The organism is Alteromonas mediterranea DE, assembly GCF_000020585.3.
Taxonomy (GTDB): domain Bacteria; phylum Pseudomonadota; class Gammaproteobacteria; order Enterobacterales; family Alteromonadaceae; genus Alteromonas; species Alteromonas mediterranea.
Genome location: NC_011138.3, coordinates 460,001 through 477,062, shown reverse-complemented (window position 1 = coordinate 477,062; position 17,062 = coordinate 460,001). Strand labels below are relative to the sequence as shown.

The 17,062-nt window shown below is 45.7% G+C and carries 19 protein-coding genes and 2 rRNA genes (1 of these 21 only partly in view); 4 read left to right on the top strand and 17 right to left on the bottom strand.

What is annotated here, in order from left to right:
* Window positions 1–87 precede the first annotated feature (87 nt).
* The 13 genes from ltrA to rpsJ form a co-directional block, all read right to left on the bottom strand.
* On the bottom strand, window positions 88–1,359 hold the full coding sequence (ltrA, locus tag MADE_RS02185) for a group II intron reverse transcriptase/maturase (protein WP_012516968.1): 1,272 nt from the start codon (window positions 1,357–1,359) through the stop codon (window positions 88–90).
* 238 nt (window positions 1,360–1,597) lie between these two features.
* Window positions 1,598–1,795 (bottom strand): hypothetical protein, encoded by a 198-nt coding sequence (locus MADE_RS02180; protein WP_012516929.1) that lies wholly within the window; start codon window positions 1,793–1,795, stop codon window positions 1,598–1,600.
* 353 nt (window positions 1,796–2,148) lie between these two features.
* Window positions 2,149–2,406 carry a 30S ribosomal protein S17 gene (gene rpsQ, locus MADE_RS02170; RefSeq protein WP_012516966.1) on the bottom strand — a complete coding sequence of 86 codons (258 nt, stop codon included), beginning with the start codon at window positions 2,404–2,406 and terminating at the stop codon, window positions 2,149–2,151.
* Entirely contained in the window at window positions 2,406–2,597 is a 192-nt protein-coding gene (gene rpmC / locus MADE_RS02165; RefSeq protein WP_012516965.1) for a 50S ribosomal protein L29, read from the bottom strand. Before rpmC ends, rpsQ begins: the two co-directional genes overlap by 1 nt.
* Window positions 2,597–3,007: a 50S ribosomal protein L16 gene (gene rplP, locus MADE_RS02160; protein WP_012516964.1), complete on the bottom strand. Its 411-nt coding sequence runs from the start codon at window positions 3,005–3,007 to the stop codon at window positions 2,597–2,599. The genes rpmC and rplP overlap by 1 nt, the downstream gene beginning before the upstream one ends.
* Window positions 3,008–3,009: 2 nt before the next feature.
* Complete coding sequence (gene rpsC, locus MADE_RS02155) at window positions 3,010–3,714, bottom strand: 30S ribosomal protein S3 (protein ID WP_014947978.1); 705 nt, start codon at window positions 3,712–3,714, stop codon at window positions 3,010–3,012.
* Window positions 3,715–3,723: 9 nt separating this feature from the next.
* Window positions 3,724–4,056: a 50S ribosomal protein L22 gene (gene rplV, locus MADE_RS02150; protein ID WP_012516962.1), complete on the bottom strand. Its 333-nt coding sequence runs from the start codon at window positions 4,054–4,056 to the stop codon at window positions 3,724–3,726.
* Between the two features lie 11 nt (window positions 4,057–4,067).
* The gene (rpsS, locus tag MADE_RS02145; protein ID WP_012516961.1) at window positions 4,068–4,343 is read right to left on the bottom strand and encodes a 30S ribosomal protein S19; all 276 of its coding nucleotides are present in this window, start codon (window positions 4,341–4,343) and stop codon (window positions 4,068–4,070) included.
* 15 nt (window positions 4,344–4,358) lie between these two features.
* On the bottom strand, window positions 4,359–5,183 hold the full coding sequence (gene rplB / locus MADE_RS02140) for a 50S ribosomal protein L2 (protein WP_012516960.1): 825 nt from the start codon (window positions 5,181–5,183) through the stop codon (window positions 4,359–4,361).
* 14 nt (window positions 5,184–5,197) lie between these two features.
* Window positions 5,198–5,497 (bottom strand): 50S ribosomal protein L23, encoded by a 300-nt coding sequence (gene rplW, locus MADE_RS02135; protein WP_012516959.1) that lies wholly within the window; start codon window positions 5,495–5,497, stop codon window positions 5,198–5,200.
* Entirely contained in the window at window positions 5,494–6,099 is a 606-nt protein-coding gene (gene rplD, locus MADE_RS02130) for a 50S ribosomal protein L4 (protein ID WP_012516958.1), read from the bottom strand. The genes rplW and rplD overlap by 4 nt, the downstream gene beginning before the upstream one ends.
* Before the next feature lie 18 nt (window positions 6,100–6,117).
* Window positions 6,118–6,756 carry a 50S ribosomal protein L3 gene (rplC, locus tag MADE_RS02125; protein WP_012516957.1) on the bottom strand — a complete coding sequence of 213 codons (639 nt, stop codon included), beginning with the start codon at window positions 6,754–6,756 and terminating at the stop codon, window positions 6,118–6,120.
* A gap of 18 nt (window positions 6,757–6,774) precedes the next feature.
* Entirely contained in the window at window positions 6,775–7,086 is a 312-nt protein-coding gene (rpsJ, locus tag MADE_RS02120; RefSeq protein ID WP_010179497.1) for a 30S ribosomal protein S10, read from the bottom strand.
* Window positions 7,087–7,503: 417 nt separating this feature from the next.
* Here rpsJ and MADE_RS02115 point away from each other — a divergent pair, with 417 nt between their 5' ends.
* Together MADE_RS02115 and MADE_RS02110 are read left to right on the top strand one after the other, a co-directional pair.
* A complete protein-coding gene (locus MADE_RS02115; protein ID WP_012516956.1) occupies window positions 7,504–9,720 on the top strand; it encodes a GspE/PulE family protein in 2,217 nt (738 codons plus the stop codon).
* 139 nt (window positions 9,721–9,859) lie between these two features.
* Window positions 9,860–10,354: an SEL1-like repeat protein gene (locus MADE_RS02110; RefSeq protein WP_012516955.1), complete on the top strand. Its 495-nt coding sequence runs from the start codon at window positions 9,860–9,862 to the stop codon at window positions 10,352–10,354.
* Window positions 10,355–10,418: 64 nt separating this feature from the next.
* On the opposite strand, the gene acnA is transcribed toward MADE_RS02110, so the two are convergent.
* Entirely contained in the window at window positions 10,419–13,136 is a 2,718-nt protein-coding gene (gene acnA, locus MADE_RS02105) for an aconitate hydratase AcnA (RefSeq protein ID WP_012516954.1), read from the bottom strand.
* A gap of 474 nt (window positions 13,137–13,610) precedes the next feature.
* On the opposite strand from acnA, the gene MADE_RS02100 reads away from it, so the two are divergent.
* Window positions 13,611–14,072 carry a cupin domain-containing protein gene (locus MADE_RS02100; protein ID WP_012516953.1) on the top strand — a complete coding sequence of 154 codons (462 nt, stop codon included), beginning with the start codon at window positions 13,611–13,613 and terminating at the stop codon, window positions 14,070–14,072.
* 176 nt (window positions 14,073–14,248) lie between these two features.
* Window positions 14,249–14,995: a 2,3-diphosphoglycerate-dependent phosphoglycerate mutase gene (gpmA, locus tag MADE_RS02095; protein ID WP_012516952.1), complete on the top strand. Its 747-nt coding sequence runs from the start codon at window positions 14,249–14,251 to the stop codon at window positions 14,993–14,995.
* Between the two features lie 70 nt (window positions 14,996–15,065).
* On the opposite strand, the gene MADE_RS02090 is transcribed toward gpmA, so the two are convergent.
* The 3 genes from MADE_RS02090 to MADE_RS02080 form a co-directional block, all read right to left on the bottom strand.
* Window positions 15,066–16,067, bottom strand: a complete 1,002-nt coding sequence (locus MADE_RS02090) for a branched-chain amino acid aminotransferase (protein WP_012516951.1) — start codon at window positions 16,065–16,067, stop codon at window positions 15,066–15,068.
* Between the two features lie 184 nt (window positions 16,068–16,251).
* A 5S ribosomal RNA gene (rrf, locus tag MADE_RS02085) occupies window positions 16,252–16,367 on the bottom strand.
* Between the two features lie 224 nt (window positions 16,368–16,591).
* Window positions 16,592–17,062: ribosomal RNA gene (locus tag MADE_RS02080) — 23S ribosomal RNA — on the bottom strand; it runs 2,416 nt beyond the window's last position.

The following is a 17,062-nucleotide window of genomic DNA, read 5'->3' as shown; positions in this document are numbered from 1 at the left end:
AAAAACATCGAGTAGGGTGAGGCATCACCGCCTCATCCCTCTCACAGAACCGTACATACGGACCTCGTATACGGCTCATGTACATAGTTATTTAGCGTAATTGCTAAACACATATCCCGTTGCAACATTCTCCAAGTTCATTAGCCCGATTTCATCAAACCAACTGTTTGGCATTGCGTAGCTTGCTAAGGGACTGCGTGCACTGCACCAACTCGTCATGTTGATATGAGCAAACTGACCTTTATAACCGTGCTGTCTTAGCCAGCGATGGAGGCGGCTCGCCTTTTTCCATAACTTGAGTTGAATGCTGCGCAAGCGGCGTCTTAGCCAGCTTGCTATTTGCTTAAATGCCCTGCTCGCATTGGCTATCTTGAAGTAATAACTGAACCCTCTTAGCAGTGGGTTTAGTGCATTGATAACTGATTGCAGCGGCATTCCGCCATTGCGTTTCGTCATCTGCTTGAGCTTCGCCTTAAACGCGGTGAGTTTCTTGGGCTGGATGCGGGTATATTTCGTCCCAATTTCAACACCAAGGAACTTCACACCATCATCACTGTGAGTGATGTGTGTTTTATCCGTGTTTACACTTAGCTTTAGTTTCTCTTCTAAGATATGTGTGGCTTGCGCTTTGGCATTCTCTGCCGCTGCACGACTGCTACACAAAATCAGGATGTCATCAGCATAGCGCACTATGCGGTGCCCTCGCTCTTTCATTTCCTTATCGAACGCATCCAGATAGATGTTCGCTATGAGCGGGCTTATTACCCCACCTTGCGGACTGCCTGTCTCTGTCTGCTGCCAATGCCCATCAACCATTACCCCACTTTCTAAGAACTGAGTAATTAACTTCAACACGCTGCCATCACGCACCCGCCTTTTGATGCTCTTAATGATAAGCGTATGGTCCAGCTTATCGAAGCACTTCGACAGGTCCATATCCACCACGTGTCGCCGTCCGTATCGACGGATGAACATGGTGGCTTTATTAATGGCATCGTGACAGCTCCGCTTCGGTCTATAACCAAAGCTTGATGGATGGAACTGCTCTTCGAAGATGGGTGTAAGGAGGTCATTCAAGCATTGTTGAACCACTCTATCCCTAACTGTTGGGATACCCAATAGACGCTCACCGCCCCCGTCTTTCGGGATAATGACCCGCCTTACCGGTTGCGGTTGATAGCGTTTGGTTTTGAGTTCAAGAAGAAGCTGCGATAGTTCATTATCCAGATTTGAGGCAAACGCGCTCAGGCTCTGCCCATCTATTCCGGCCGCACCTTTCGCTTTGAATACCTTTTTAAACCCCTTGAACAGCCTCGCTTTATTAAGCAGGTGACCGTACAAACTATAATAAACCCGCATACTTCCTCTCGAAGATGGTGTGCTGTGTGGGGGTCAATATTATCCTTTCGTGCTGGTCTATTTCACGTGGCTGTTAAGCGTGCTAGCCCAATGGCAATCTACTCAACGTTCACCACATTACTCCCATGTACCGTTTCGTAGTCAGTCCGTCGCTTCCACAACGAACCAAGTACGAAGACGTCGATAGCTAATCGATTCGTGTACCACTAAAAAAAAATATCTACTCATCACAGACTTACTATGTACTTCCGCCCTTCGCCATCCCTATCAGCTTTTGGCTAATAGTGACGCCATCAAACACAATGCTGATGGTCAGCTCGGTTTTACCCTCCACACCATTACTGGCTTTCACAGGCCGAACTTTACTCACTACTACGGCTTCATCTGCCACCTCACACCGATTAACATCTTGAGTCTCCCCTTGAACGTTAACCACTTACTCTAAGTAAGTTTAGGTGCCAGGCTTCCCCAGTTACTGCACTGACGCCCTGTTAGAAATCCCACCCTCAAGCACAAAACAGGACTGACCGAGTATCGGGCTTCACGCTATTTTGCACGCTTACCCTCCTGTCTTGCCGAATCAGGTTCACTTGCGTTGTGTACCTCTAACTTCCTATGGCTTCCTTCGGACCCTGCCGTTGGCCAACAACGCCCTTGCCATTCGGATTATCTTCCCCTCAGTCAGGGTGATTCAGGTTTCTTTCAACCTGACGGGTTTGCCAGCTTCGCTGGGCAAACAAAAAAGCCGCTCGAAAGCGGCTTTTTTAAGACTTTGAAAAAAGTTAGCGATTAAACGCCAGCTTTCTCAACAACGTCAACTAGCATCCAAGATTTGTTCTTAGATAGCGGGCGACATTCACGTACTGTTACTACGTCACCTTGGTTGCACACGTTGTTTTCGTCGTGGGCGTGAAGCTTAGTAGAGCGCTTGATGAACTTCCCGTAGATTGGGTGCTTAACAAAACGTTCAACTACAACAGTGATGGTTTTATCCATCTTGTTGCTAACCACACGACCTTGTACTGTACGAATTTTTTGCTCAGTCATTACGCATCAGCCTTTTGAGTCAGAATGGTTTTAACACGCGCGATGTTACGACGTACTTTTCTCAACTGATCAGTTTTTTCAAGCTGACCTGTTGTGTGCTGCATGCGTAGGTTGAACTGTTCGCGTAGCAGGTTAATCAACTCTGCGTTCAGCTCTTCTACGCTTTTGTCTTTCAGTTCAGTCGCTTTCATTACATCACCGTCCGAGTTACAAAGGTTGTTTTAAATGGCAGTTTAGCCGCTGCCAATTCAAACGCTTCGCGTGCAAGATTTTCAGGAACACCTTCCATCTCGTAAAGAACACGACCAGGCTGAATTTGGCATACCCAGTACTCAACGTTACCTTTACCTTTACCTTGACGCACTTCAAGAGGCTTCTCAGTAATTGGCTTGTCAGGGAAAACTCGAATCCAAATTTTACCTTGACGCTTAACGTGACGAGTCATAGCACGACGCGCTGCTTCGATTTGGCGCGCAGTCATTCGACCACGACCAACTGCTTTAAGGCCGTAAGTACCAAAGGCAACAGTGCTACCCGCTGCGAAGCCGCGGTTGCGGCCTTTGTGCATCTTACGGAACTTCATGCGTTTTGGTTGTAACATGATTAGCCCTCTCGCTTAGCGTTGCGGCCTTTCTTCTTAGGTTGAGCAGCTGGTGCTTGCTCTTGAGTTGTAGGTAGACCACCTAGAACTTCACCTTTGAAGATCCATACTTTAACGCCGATGATACCGTAAGTAGTTGACGCTTCAGAGGTTGCGTAATCGATGTCCGCACGGAAAGTGTGCAGAGGAACGCGACCTTCACGGTACCATTCAGAACGTGCAATCTCTGCACCGCCCAAACGGCCGCTAACTTCAACTTTAATACCTTTCGCGCCTAGACGCATTGCGTTTTGAACTGCGCGCTTCATAGCACGACGGAACATAACACGACGCTCTAGCTGGCTAGAGATGCTGTCAGCTACTAACTGACCATCTAGCTCTGGCTTACGTACTTCAGCGATGTTGATCTGAGCTGGCACACCGGCTAGCTTAGATACGTAGTTACGCAACTTCTCTACGTCTTCACCTTTCTTACCGATTACTACGCCTGGACGAGCAGTGTGAATAGTCACACGGATGCTCTTAGCAGGACGCTCGATCACGATTTTAGAAAGTGAAGCGTTCTTAAGTTGTTTAGTCAGATACTGACGTACCTGATGATCGTTATACAGGTTGTCTGCATAGTCTGCAGTATTAGCGTACCAGGTAGAAGTCCATGGTTTGCTGATACCCAGGCGTATACCTGTAGGATGTACCTTCTGTCCCATTATCTACTCCTAGTTATCCGCTACAACCACAGTGATGTGACTGCTGCGCTTAAAGATACGATCAGCACGGCCTTTAGCACGTGGCTTGATGCGTTTCATAGTTGGACCTTCGTCAACGAAAACCTTGGCAACGACTAGCTCGTCGATGTCCGCGCCTTCGTTGTGCTCTGCGTTAGCAATCGCAGATTCCAAAACTTTCTTTACTAGCGCTGCGCTTTTCTTCGGGCTGTACGCAAGAACTTCTAAAGCTTTCTCTACGTGTAAACCGCGAATTTGATCCGCAACCAAGCGTGCCTTTTGAGCCGACGTGCGGGCAAAACGGTGTTTAGCTAATGCTTCCATCTTCCTACCCCTTAACGTTTAGCTTTCTTATCCGCGACATGGCCGCGGTAAGTACGCGTTGGCGCAAATTCGCCCAACTTGTGGCCGACCATTTCGTCACTAATAATGACAGGTACATGTTGGCGACCGTTATGGACCGCAATGGTCAACCCAATCATATCTGGGATGATCATAGAACGACGAGACCAAGTTTTGATTGGTTTACGTTCGTTCTTTTCCACTGCAGCCTCTACCTTCTTCAGCAAGTGAAGGTCAATAAAAGGACCTTTCTTGAGAGAACGTGGCATGGTGAATCCTCGCTATTACTTGTTTCGACGACGTACGATAAGCTTATCAGTACGCTTGTTGCTTCGGGTTTTCTTACCTTTGGTAGGAACACCCCAAGGAGTTACTGGGTGACGACCGCCTGATGTACGACCTTCACCACCACCGTGTGGGTGATCAACCGGGTTCATGGCAACACCACGAACGGTAGGACGAATACCACGCCAGCGTGTAGCACCAGCTTTACCTAGTGAACGAAGCATGTGTTCTGCATTACCAACTTCACCAATGGTGGCGCGGCAATCAGAAAGAACTTTACGCATTTCGCCAGAGCGTAGACGTAGGGTAACGTAGTTTCCGTCACGTGCTAGGATCTGAGCGTAAGCACCAGCAGAACGTGCGATTTGTGCACCCTTACCAGGCTTCATTTCAATTGCGTGTACAACAGTACCTACAGGGATGTTACGCATAGGTAGCGTGTTACCAGACTTGATCGGAGCACCCGAACCAGACTGGATTGCATCACCTGCTTTCATACCCTTAGGAGCCAGAATGTAACGACGTTCACCGTCTGCGTACAATACTAGAGCAATGTTTGCAGAACGGTTTGGATCGTATTCTAAACGCTCAACTTTGGCTGGAATGCCGTCTTTGTTGCGTTTGAAGTCGATTACACGGTAGTGTTGCTTATGACCACCACCAATGTGACGAGTGGTAATACGACCATTGTTGTTACGACCGCCAGATTTGCTGTTCTTTTCAAGCAAAGGTGCGTACGGTGCACCTTTGTGCAGGTCAGGATTTACGACCTGAACAACGTGACGACGACCGGCAGAAGTTGGCTTAGCTTTCAATAATGGCATTTCTAATCCCCTTCTTACTCAGCACCACCGACAAAGTCGATGTCCTGACCTTCTTTAAGAACCACGTAGGCCTTTTTCCAGTCGCTGCGCTTACCGAAAGACATGCCGTGACGCTTGGTTTTACCCTTAACGTTCACAGTACGAACACCTTCAACTTCAACTTCAAACAGTTTTTCAACTGCAGCTTTGATTTCAGCTTTGTTCGCGTCTTTAGCTACTTTAAATACAACTGTGTTGTTCGCTTCAGCAGCCATTGTAGACTTTTCTGAAACGTGAGGTGCTACTAGCACCTTCAGTAGACGTTCTTCTTTCATGCTAACGCCTCCTCAAGTTGTTTAACCGCATCAGCAGTCATTAGCACTTTCTCAAATGCAATCAAGCTCACTGGGTCGATGCCTGCTACGTCACGTACGTCAACTTTGTACAAGTTGCGCGCCGCTAGGAACAAGTTCTCATCAACTTCAGGAGTAACGATTAGAACGTCATTTAGTTCATATTCGTTAAGTGCAGAAATAAGAGCTTTAGTCTTAGGTGCGTCAACACCGAACTTCTCTACAACAACCAAACGGTCTTGACGGATTAGTTCAGACAAGATGCTCTTGATCGCACCGCGATACATTTTCTTGTTAACTTTTTGGTCGAAGTCACGAGGCTTTGCTGCGAAAGCACGGCCACCGCCAACCCAAATTGGGCTACGGATAGTACCAGCACGTGCACGGCCAGTACCTTTTTGACGCCATGGCTTCTTACCGCCACCACGAACTTCAGCGCGAGTTTTCTGCGCTTTTGTACCCTGACGAGCGCCTGCTCCGTAAGCTACAACTACCTGGTGTACCAGGGCTTCGTTGAATTCACGTCCAAAGGTCGCTTCGGATACTTCAAGAGCGCTTTGCGCGTCTTTCAATGTTAATTCCATCAGTTCACTCCCCAGACGTTACGCTTTAACAGCTGGCTTTACGATTACATCGTTGCCAGTTGCGCCAGGTACGGCACCTTTAACTAGGATAAGGCCGTTCTCTACGTCAACACGTACAACTTCCAAAGACTGCGTAGTCACTTGCTTGTTACCAAGCTGACCAGCCATTTTCTTGCCTTTGAATACTTTACCTGGTGATTGGTTTTGGCCAATTGAACCAGGAGCACGGTGTGACAAAGAGTTACCATGTGTCATGCGCTGAGAACTGAAGTTCCAGCGTTTGATAGCACCTTGGAAACCTTTACCTTTTGATGTACCAGTGACATCAATCTTTTTAGTGTCGTTAAAGATTTCAACAGTGATTTCACTGCCTACTTCAATATCGGCACCTTCGTTTTCTTCTAGGCGGAATTCTACTAGAGTGCGTCCAGCTTCAACACCAGCTTTAGCAAAGTGACCTGCTTCAGCTTTGTTGATGCGGTTAGCTTTCTTAGTTCCAGCAGTAACCTGAAGAGCGCGATAACCGTCAGATTCCTCAGTGCGAAGCTGAGTAACACGGTTTGGGGTCGCTTCAATAACAGTCACAGGGATAGACGTACCATCTTCAGTGAAGATGCGAGTCATACCCACTTTACGACCGACTAGACCAATCGCCATTGTTATAACCCTCTCTTATTAGCCCAGGCTGATTTGAACATCAACGCCAGCAGCCAAGTCCAAACGCATCAACGCGTCAACTGTTTTATCAGTTGGCTCGATGATGTCTACCAAACGCTTGTGAGTACGGATTTCATATTGATCACGCGCGTCTTTGTTAACGTGCGGAGAAATCAGAACTGTATAGCGTTCTTTGCGAGTAGGTAGAGGAATAGGACCACTTACCTGAGCACCAGTGCGTTTCGCAGTTTCAACGATTTCAGCCGTAGACTGATCGATCAACTTGTGATCAAACGCTTTCAAACGAATGCGAATTCTTTGATTTGGCATCGATTAAGCTCCAATCGAAAGAACAAAAAAATTCACCTTTTCTCTTCCATTAATTCCGGAAAGAAAAGATGTGCGTAAACCGATGGTTCCCAATCGGAACCCTGTTCTTTTTTCTAGCACGCCAGCAACAGGCTAATCAGTAATGATGAATCCGTTACTTCGGCAACCACCCTAAAAGCAGTGAGGTCGCGGCTAAAAATTCATACCCTTATTGGGCAGTGGGCGCGAATTATACAGAAAGTCAGAGGCAATGCAAGAGGCAGTTTGCTTTTTATACACTTATTTTTAGATTTAAACTGTGTATGTAACTGTCTATAAGTAGTATTGTTGCTTTCGCGGTATAGATATATCTTGGTATCCTTAATACAAATTCGTAAGCATTATGGGATAAGCGCCGTCCTTATCAGAAGTGAGAATATGGAAGTAGTGAATAATCAGCAAACTTTTGCACAAATAAAACGCATCCTAAACAACCACTCTACATTACTAGATGCATATGGTCTTTTAGAGCCTATGATACTAGGACTGTTCGATGCCAAGCGCATGAGTATTTTCCAGCGCCGTCGTCAGCATCAAGACTTGGTTGCGCGTTTTAAAACGGGTAAAGAAACCCTTGAGATAAAAGTGCCTATCAGCCCTATGTCAATTGCTGGCTATGTCGCCCTTTCTCAAAAACCCGTAGTTATCGACGACCCTTACAACCCCACATTACTTCAAAGTATTCACCCTCGTTTGCGCTTCGACGGCAGGTTCGATAAAGACAGCGATTTTAAAACTCAAAACATTCTCTGTGTGCCGATTATGAACGCCGGCGTGTTGATGGGTGTTATACAAATTATAAATAAAAACGATGGCGCGTTCACTGAGGACGATTTAAAGCTTGGCAATGCGCTTGCGCTCATACTCGGTGATAAATTCAGGTTCGAATTAGGGGGCACCCATAATCCCTTTGACCTTCTAGTTCACAAGAGTCTTTTAGAAGAAGCCACGCTTAAGGATATTCAAGCTACTACGCCAGATATAAAAGCGTTTATCCAACGCTTAGTATCTGAGTACCGAATCTCAGAAGATGAGATTGGTAACTCCCTCTCTATTCACTATCAGGTTCCTTTCATTCCTTACCTACCCGATAAGTACCACAGGTTTGAAAACGAAAGTCGTTTAAATGTTTCTTATTTAAAAAGGAACTACGTAGCGGTGATTGCCGACGCGCATGACAAGCCTATTGTATTAATGGCAGAACCCAATAATGCTGCGCTTCTCATGGAAATAGAAAGCGCTATGGGTATAGATAGTTATGAAATTGCTGTCAGCCTGCCAAATTTGATTTTGCAATACTTAGGCGAACATAGCGGTAGCAGCGGCCCAGGAGAGATGAGTGACATTCTCGATGAAATTGGGTCGTCAGCGGAAGACAGCGATGAACAAATTGATGAGCTATCGGACGACGCGCCGGCGGTAGTGCGCTTGGTAAGCAGAATTTTACATGACGCTAAACGCCTTAATGCTTCAGATATCCATATAGACCCAGAAAAAAACGCGCCAACACGGGTGCGGATGCGAGTTGATGGCGTTTGTCGCGATATGAACCAAGTGCCAAATTCTCACCATAGTGCCGTTATTGCACGCATCAAGATAATGTCGAATTTGAATATTGCGGAAAAACGGGTGCCCCAAGACGGAAAGCTCGCATTTAGAATGAACGGGCAGCTTGTAGAAGTTCGTGTAGCCACTATTCCAACGGTAGCGGGTGAAGGCGTAGTAATGCGGATATTGGCATCAGGTGGTGCCATGCCTATTGATAAAATGAACTTGGCGCCTAGCAACCGTGCCCGACTAGAAGACATGATTAAAAAGCCTCACGGCATTTTACTTGTTGTGGGTCCAACAGGCTCGGGTAAAACCACTACCCTGCACGCTATCTTGGGCTATTTAAATACACCTGAAAAGAAAATTTGGACGGCCGAAGATCCAGTAGAAATTACCCAGCCTGGTCTGCAACAGGTTCAAGTAAGCCCTAAGATTGGCTTTAACTTTGCTGCAGCGTTGCGCGCATTTTTACGTGCCGACCCAGATATTATTCTTATTGGTGAGATGCGTGATAAAGAAACGGCGCACGCCGGTATAGAAGCGTCTTTAACGGGTCACTTAGTGCTGTCGACACTGCATACTAACTCTGCACCCGAAACCATTACCCGTTTACTCGACTTAGGCCTTGATCCGGTTAACTTCTCAGATGCCTGTGTGGGTATTTTGGCGCAACGCCTCATTCGTACCTTATGTGGCAACTGTAAAGAGAAGTATATCGCCACTGAAACCGACATAGCGTTCATCGAGCGTCAATACGGTAAAGAGCTCATGGCTGAGCTGAACGTGAAAACGCCCCTTGAACTGTATAAGGCTAACGGCTGTGAAGCCTGTGGCAATACAGGCTATAAAGGGCGTACAGGTGTGCATGAGCTATTGGGTATGACGCCCGAACTACGCTCCCTTGTATACAAAGAAGCAAGCGTAGCAGATATGAAAGTTCAGGCCGCTAAAGATGGAATGCGTACCCTCGTTCAAGACGCTATTTATAAAGTCATAAAGGGTGATACGGATTTAGCGCAAGTTCAAATTGTTGGTGGAGAATAAACCACACTTATTAGCTAGCTAGTTAGTGTGGCTGCGAGTTTTCCCACTAGCTGTGCACCGCTAAAAACTGTACTTTCGCACGGTTCACATAGTGTGCAAAATACAGTATATATATAGATAAAAAAGGAAGGGATTCCCAATGAAAAAGCTTATTACTCTCGCTGTAACTATCTCGTGTTTAACGTTTTCAGGCTCTACGCTGGCACAAAGTAAAACGAAGAATCACATCTGGAAAGCGGAATATCTATCAACGTTAGAATTAGGGCTTCATGCGTTAAAAGCGCAAAAGTACGAAAAAGCATTAAAGAAGCTAACCGCCTCAGCAAAGATGGGTAACAAAGAAGGTCAATATTATCTAGCGCAGATGTACTTTCAAGGGTGGGGAACGCCTGTTAACTATGAGGAAGGTTGGCTATGGTTGAGCGTAGCGATGGAACAAAAAACGGCTGAATGGAATCGTTCATACCGTCAAATTAAAAAAGCCCTTCCTGAGGGCTACATTACTGCTCTACAGCCCTATGTAGACGAATACATCTCTCTATATGGTGCAAAAGCTCAGGACTTACGCTGTGAAAAGCGCGCCGCTATTGGTTCTAACATCAAAGAGATCATTTGCGAAAAACGTTATTACTAATACATATAAAAAGCGACGCCTCGATTTTCGAGTCGTCGCTTTAATTAATGTTTAAGCTACTTTTCTACTTCTTCAAGTATTCCCTAATCACGTAGTGCAGAATTCCGCCGTTCTCGAAGTAAGTAAACTCGTTTGATGTATCAATTCTGATATCCATCATAAAGGCCGTTGTTTCACCATCATCAGTGACCGCCTTAACTTCTACCTCCGATTGACCACGCTCCACTGCGCCAACTGAAAAAGACTCGTTACCCTTAAGCGCTAAAGTACTTGCGCTTTCTCCTTCTTTAAATTGAAGTGGTAATATTCCCATTCCAATTAAGTTCGAGCGGTGAATTCGTTCGTAGCTTTCCGCTAATACTGCTTTTACGCCCATGAGTGATGGGCCTTTCGCCGCCCAGTCGCGGCTAGACCCCGTACCATATTCTTTGCCGCCAATTACAACGGCTGGCACGCCGTCATCTTTATAACGCATAGCAGCATGGAAGATTGACATACTATCGCCACTTGGGAAGTGCGTCGTTGCGCTGCCTCTTGTACCAGGTGCGAGTTGATTTTTAAGACGTACATTGGCGAAGGTACCACGCATCATAACTTCATGATTTCCTCGTCGAGAGCCATACGAGTTAAAGTCCTTCGGCGACACGCCTTGAGCCTGTAAATATTCACCTGCAGGACTGTCTTTGGCAATAGCACCGGCGGGCGAAATATGGTCAGTGGTAATAGAGTCTCCCACTTTAACCAGGCATCGCGCGTTCTCGATTGCCGTTAGTGCTTCAGGCTCTTTCTCCATAACTTCAAAGAAAGGCGGATGTTTAATATAGGTAGATTCTGGCCAGTCGTACACAGACGTTTTGCTAACTTCTAGCTCATTCCATTCACCACTACCTTTAAACACGTCAGCATATTTTTCTTTAAATAAATCGCCTGTCACGTTTTTCGCAATATACTGTTGAATTTCATCTTCAGTTGGCCAAATATCTTTTAAATAAACTGGCGCACCATCGCTAGCTTGACCAAGAGGCTCCTTGGTAATATCGATATTCATATTACCTGCAAGTGCATAAGCTACCACAAGCGGTGGAGAAGCTAAGTAGTTTGCCGCTACATCTGGATGAATCCGGCCTTCAAAATTGCGGTTGCCAGAAAGTACAGACGTTACTGTAAGCTTCGCTTTTCTAATCGCGTCGGTGATGGCGTCAGGAAGCGGCCCAGAGTTACCGATACACGTTGTACATCCGTAACCGACCAAATTGAATCCTAAAGACTCTAATGGGTCCATCAAACCTGCATCTTCTAAATATTGAGTTACTACCTGCGAACCAGGTGCTAATGAGGTTTTTACCCAAGGCTTCCGCGTTAATCCCTTTTCAGCAGCTTTTTTAGCAAGTAGACCGGCACCAACCAGCACTGAAGGGTTTGAGGTATTCGTACAACTAGTGATTGCTGCAATAACAATCGCACCATCTTCTAAGTTAAACTTGCTTCCCCTGAATTCCACGAAAGAATCGTGATCTTCATCCACATCATCCGAGGTACCTAGTCCGGCTTCGGCAATAAGATCCGTTTCTTCATCTAAAACTTTTACGTCAATTTGCGAGCGATGCCATTCATTAAATGCCTCTGCCGCTTTGTCTAATGCAATTCTATCCTGAGGGCGTTTAGGGCCAGCAAGTGAAGGCACAACCTCATCTAAGTTTAATTCAAGGGTTTCGTGATACTGAGCATCTTTTGAATGGTCGTCATGCCACAATTGGCTAAACTTAGCATACTCTTCTACCAGGGCAATTTGGTCTTCGTCCCTACCGGTTAAACGCAGGTAATCTAGGGCTACGTCATCAATGGGGAAGATACCGCAGGTTGCACCGTACTCTGGCGCCATATTCGCGATAGTCGCTCGGTCAGCTGTAGTTAAATGTTTAAGGCCGGGGCCGAAAAATTCTACAAACTTGCCCACTACACCATGCTCTCGTAACTGCTGCGTGATGGTGAGAACCATATCAGTGGCCGTTACGCCAGCAGGTAGCTTACCTGATAATCTAAAGCCAACGACTTTAGGCAGCAACATGGTCACGGGTTGCCCCAACATTGCTGCTTCCGCTTCTATGCCACCCACACCCCAGCCTAATACGCCAAGACCATTGATCATAGTGGTATGAGAATCTGTTCCAACCAAGGTGTCCGGATAAACCAAGGTTTCGCTATCCTGTTCTTTGGTGAACGCGCAGCGAGCTAGGTATTCTAAATTAACTTGGTGAACAATGCCTCGGCCCGGGGGCACTACCTTGAAATTATCAAAGCTAGACTGCCCCCACTTTAGAAATTGATAACGCTCTTTATTGCGCTCAATCTCTATATCGGTATTCTTTTCTAATGCATTCTCTTCAGCGAAATGATCAACCATTACAGAGTGGTCAATGACCAGCTCTACCGGGTTCAAAGGGTTAATTGCTTGTGCATCGCCTCCCAAGCGATTAACTGCATCTCGCATTGCTGCTAAATCGACTATGGCAGGAACGCCGGTAAAGTCTTGAAGAATAACTCGTGCCGGAACAAATGATACTTCGTGATCAGCGTGGTTGTCAGTGTCCCACTTAGCCACTTGCTCAATGTCACTACTAGAAACGAACTCTTCATCTTCATGTCGGATTAGGTTCTCGAGAAGAATTTTGATACAAAAAGGTAGCCGGTCGAGCGCATACTGATTACCTATACTGTCAAAATTGACCGCCTTGAAGTTTTTGCCGTTTACTTCAAGCTGCGAAAAAGACTTATATGTCATACGCTCTCATCCTTCTTTGCCTGTTCATGAATTTTGTCTAGGTTTCAAGTTTGCCAATGCAAGAAACGAGCGACGTGTTTAATCCGTCGCGTTATTTTCAAGTTTGTACGGCATTAACATGAAAAAAAGTTCACCTATTATTAGTTATTCGTATCGCCCCTTTTCGTTTAAACATAAGCTTCTAAAGAGGTGAGCAAAAAAAGTGTTCCCTATCAGCGAAAAGCAACCAGTTAGAATAATTGGCCTTTATGTTCAAATAGAAGCTCTTGGCCTTGGCCAACAAGGAGAGAGTTATTACGAATGAAATGTCATGCACCTCACTCATTTACAAATATGCAACATTCTTATTTTCTTATAATCTTGCAAGCGGTATGCTTATTACCACGCTAAACGCCTAATGCCTTAATACATGCTCAGAAAGTCATTGAAGGACGAGCAACGGTAAAAAAGCAATAACAAGAATACGAAGTTATCATGACCCATCCGCTTATTAAGAAGTACAAACTTGAACCTCATCCCGAGGGAGGTTTTTATCGTCAGGTTTTTCGTTCAGAAAATAAGACTACATCCTATGTCCATGGTGCCAGCCGTCCAGCACTCACCCATATCTATTTTCTTTTACTTAAGGGCCAAGTCAGTCGCTTTCATCGCGTTTTACATGATGAAGTATGGAATCACTATGAAGGTGCTCCTTTACAGCTATTCCAAATTCAGAAACAGCAGTTATGGGAACGCCGTATAGGTGGTGACAACAACGATTATGTTGAAGTGGTTGAGGCGGGCAATTTTCAGGGAGCTGCAACTATGGGTGACTACTCACTTGTAGGTTGCACAGTCGCGCCAGGGTTTGATTTTGAAGATTTTAGCTTTATTGAAGAACCCTCAATGAAAGAGTGGATAAAAGTTGCCCATCCAGACCTGACACGGTTTATTTAACAAATCTCTTATCTGAACGGCAAAGACACGTCTTACCTGCGATTTTATACCCGCTTAAACTGGATTTTTAAGCGCCAATCAAGGATGATAACAGCAGTTTTTAAATATACGTCTGAACGTCCAACTTCTGGAATTATCTCAGACTATTTCACTTTAACGCCGCAGGTAACCCAACTATGTATAAATTGGTACTTATTCGTCATGGAGAAAGTCAGTGGAACTTAGAAAATCGTTTCACAGGCTGGCACGACGTTGACTTGACCGACACTGGTGTAGCACAAGCAAAGACCGCAGGTCAGCTTCTTAAAGATGCTGGATTTACATTTGATCAGGCATATACGTCTGTACTCCTTCGAGCAATCAAAACGCTTAATATTGCCCTTGAAGAAATGGGTCAACACTACCTTCCAGTTGAGCGTCACTGGCGTCTGAACGAGCGTCATTACGGTGCTCTAACCGGTCTAGACAAAGCGGAAACTGCTGCTAAGCACGGCGAAGAGCAAGTGAAAATCTGGCGTCGTAGCTTCGATATCCCACCTCCGGCGGTTGAAGACGATAGTGAACACTTCCCAGGTCACGACCCGCGTTATAACAATGTAGATGCTGATATTTTGCCACGTGGTGAAAGCCTCAAGCTTACTATCGAACGTGTATTACCTTACTGGCATGATGTTATTCGCCCAGACATCCAAGCTGGTAAGCGTGTAATTATAGCGGCCCACGGCAACAGCCTTCGCGCACTTGTTAAGTATTTAGATGGTATGTCAGACGAAGAAGTATTAGGTCTTAACATCCCTACAGGTGTGCCACTAGTATACGAACTAGATGAAAACCTTAAGCCAATCTCTAAAGAGTATCTTGGCGATGCTGATGCAATAAAAGCAATGATGGATGCAGTTGCTAAACAAGGCCAAGCGAAATAAGCGTAAACCTTTTAAATACTAAAAAGCCTGCTGAAGCAGGCTTTTTTATGGGTATCTAACTATGACTAGTTTAGTTTGGCACTTTGACTAGCCAGTTGTGGGTATCTTCGGCTTTACCCCATTGGATATCATTTAACGCCTGTCTAAGTTTCATTGTCACCGGGCCTGCTTCTCCGCTTCCAACCTGATACTCTTTGTCGTTATGAATAAAAGTACCCACTGGCGTAAGCACAGCCGCTGTACCAGATAGCGCAGCTTCTGTATTTGGTTTTGCAGCGCGTTCTAATAGCTCTTCAACTGTAATATCACGCTCACTTACTTTCATGCCGTGATCTTTAGCAATTTGAAGAACGGTTGCACGGGTTACGCCGTGCAAAAAGCTAGAGTCCAACCCTTTTGTAATGATCTCGTTACCGTCAATAAGTAAGAAGTTTGCTGCACCGGTTTCTTGAACGTCACCATTAGGACAAAACAGTATTTGATCAGCCTGAACTTCTGCGCGGGCTTTGAGAATAGGTGGTAATGCACTGGCATAATTACCGCCACTTTTTACCATTCCCATATGCGGTGCACAGCGCATCCCTGTTTCGTCTAGTAACAAGCGAAGTGGCTTTGCTCCGCCCGCAAAGTAATCACCGACTGGAGACAATAATACGTATAGCATCGAATCTGCTGACGGTGCTGCTGCTTTGCCAATGGACGCTTCTGTACCAATGTGAGTAGGACGAATGTACATAGAGCCAGGAGGCTCAGGAACCTCAGAGGCATACTTAGCAACAATATCGATAATCATCTTTTCAACTTGCGCTTTATCTATTTCAGGCAAATTTAGAAGGCGGCTACTTTGCGCAAAACGCTCAATGTTTTTGTCCATTCTAAAAATATTGATGCTGCCATCTTCGTGTTTAAATGCCTTTAAGCCTTCAAAACAAGTGCTTGAATAGTGAAGCACGTGCGCACCAGGGTGAAGTGAAATACTGTCTGCACTGACAAATTCGGTGTCAGTCCACTTATCGTTGACAAAGGTAGCAAGCGCCATTTGTGGCATGAATACTGTACCGAATACGGCCATTAGTTCGTCCTATTTACTTCGACTAAAATATTATTCGCAAGAGTTTACCAAAAAACCTGCACATTGCTAAAAGTAAGTCGATTCTATTAAGGCTTTTATCGAATAAGAATGTCTAGAAATACTGACAACACACAAATAATGGGGTCAGAAAGCAAAAAACCCGCCGTTAGGCGGGTTCTTCTGGACCTGGCAGTGTCCTACTCTCACATGGGGAAACCCCACACTACCATCGGCGCTAATACGTTTCACTTCTGAGTTCGGAATGGATTCAGGTGGTACCGTATCGCTATGGCTGCCAGGAAAAACTTTTAGTGCAGAATCACGATGCTTTTTGTCGTGACTTCTGCGCAAGGAGGACTAACAGTACTCTTTAGAGTCTATTTAATCATCGTTGCTTAATAACTAACAAATCGGAAAGTTTAATATTAATTCAATCAGTGAGTAACTTACATTTTACTCTATCTTGCTTTTAGCTTGTCTTTGCTTACAACGCCAACTTCTCTTCGAAGCCTTTTAGGCGTTGTATGGTTAAGCCTCTCGGGCAATTAGTACAGGTTAGCTTAACGCCTTACAACGCTTCCACACCCTGCCTATCAACGTCATCGTCTATAACAACCCTTCCAGACCTTAAAGGTCAGGGATGACTCATCTTTGGGCCGGCTTCCCGCTTAGATGCTTTCAGCGGTTATCCGTTCCGAACATAGCTACCGGGCAATGCCATTGGCATGACAACCCGAACACCAGCGGTTCGTCCACTCCGGTCCTCTCGTACTAGGAGCAGCTCCCATCAATCATCCAACGCCCACACCAGATAGGGACCGAACTGTCTCACGACGTTCTAAACCCAGCTCGCGTACCACTTTAAATGGCGAACAGCCATACCCTTGGGACCGACTTCAGCCCCAGGATGTGATGAGCCGACATCGAGGTGCCAAACACCGCCGTCGATATGAACTCTTGGGCGGTATCAGCCTGTTATCCCCGGAGTACCTTTT

Excerpts from the sequence above, each read along its gene's own strand:
- MADE_RS02090 (WP_012516951.1), bottom strand. The coding sequence starts at position 16,067 with ATGGCCGTATTCGGTACAGTATTCATGCCACAAATGGCGCTTGCTACC.
- rplB (WP_012516960.1), bottom strand. The coding sequence starts at position 5,183 with ATGCCATTATTGAAAGCTAAGCCAACTTCTGCCGGTCGTCGTCACGTT.
- rpsS (WP_012516961.1), bottom strand. The coding sequence starts at position 4,343 with ATGCCACGTTCTCTCAAGAAAGGTCCTTTTATTGACCTTCACTTGCTG.
- rplD (WP_012516958.1), bottom strand. The coding sequence starts at position 6,099 with ATGGAATTAACATTGAAAGACGCGCAAAGCGCTCTTGAAGTATCCGAA.
- acnA (WP_012516954.1), bottom strand. The coding sequence starts at position 13,136 with ATGACATATAAGTCTTTTTCGCAGCTTGAAGTAAACGGCAAAAACTTC.
- rpsQ (WP_012516966.1), bottom strand. The coding sequence starts at position 2,406 with ATGACTGAGCAAAAAATTCGTACAGTACAAGGTCGTGTGGTTAGCAAC.
- MADE_RS02100 (WP_012516953.1), top strand. The coding sequence starts at position 13,611 with ATGACCCATCCGCTTATTAAGAAGTACAAACTTGAACCTCATCCCGAG.
- rpsC (WP_014947978.1), bottom strand. The coding sequence starts at position 3,714 with ATGGGACAGAAGGTACATCCTACAGGTATACGCCTGGGTATCAGCAAA.
- MADE_RS02110 (WP_012516955.1), top strand. The coding sequence starts at position 9,860 with ATGAAAAAGCTTATTACTCTCGCTGTAACTATCTCGTGTTTAACGTTT.
- rplC (WP_012516957.1), bottom strand. The coding sequence starts at position 6,756 with ATGGCGATTGGTCTAGTCGGTCGTAAAGTGGGTATGACTCGCATCTTC.
- MADE_RS02115 (WP_012516956.1), top strand. The coding sequence starts at position 7,504 with ATGGAAGTAGTGAATAATCAGCAAACTTTTGCACAAATAAAACGCATC.
- rpmC (WP_012516965.1), bottom strand. The coding sequence starts at position 2,597 with ATGAAAGCGACTGAACTGAAAGACAAAAGCGTAGAAGAGCTGAACGCA.
- rplV (WP_012516962.1), bottom strand. The coding sequence starts at position 4,056 with ATGGAAGCATTAGCTAAACACCGTTTTGCCCGCACGTCGGCTCAAAAG.
- rplP (WP_012516964.1), bottom strand. The coding sequence starts at position 3,007 with ATGTTACAACCAAAACGCATGAAGTTCCGTAAGATGCACAAAGGCCGC.
- gpmA (WP_012516952.1), top strand. The coding sequence starts at position 14,249 with ATGTATAAATTGGTACTTATTCGTCATGGAGAAAGTCAGTGGAACTTA.
- rpsJ (WP_010179497.1), bottom strand. The coding sequence starts at position 7,086 with ATGCCAAATCAAAGAATTCGCATTCGTTTGAAAGCGTTTGATCACAAG.
- ltrA (WP_012516968.1), bottom strand. The coding sequence starts at position 1,359 with ATGCGGGTTTATTATAGTTTGTACGGTCACCTGCTTAATAAAGCGAGG.
- rplW (WP_012516959.1), bottom strand. The coding sequence starts at position 5,497 with ATGAAAGAAGAACGTCTACTGAAGGTGCTAGTAGCACCTCACGTTTCA.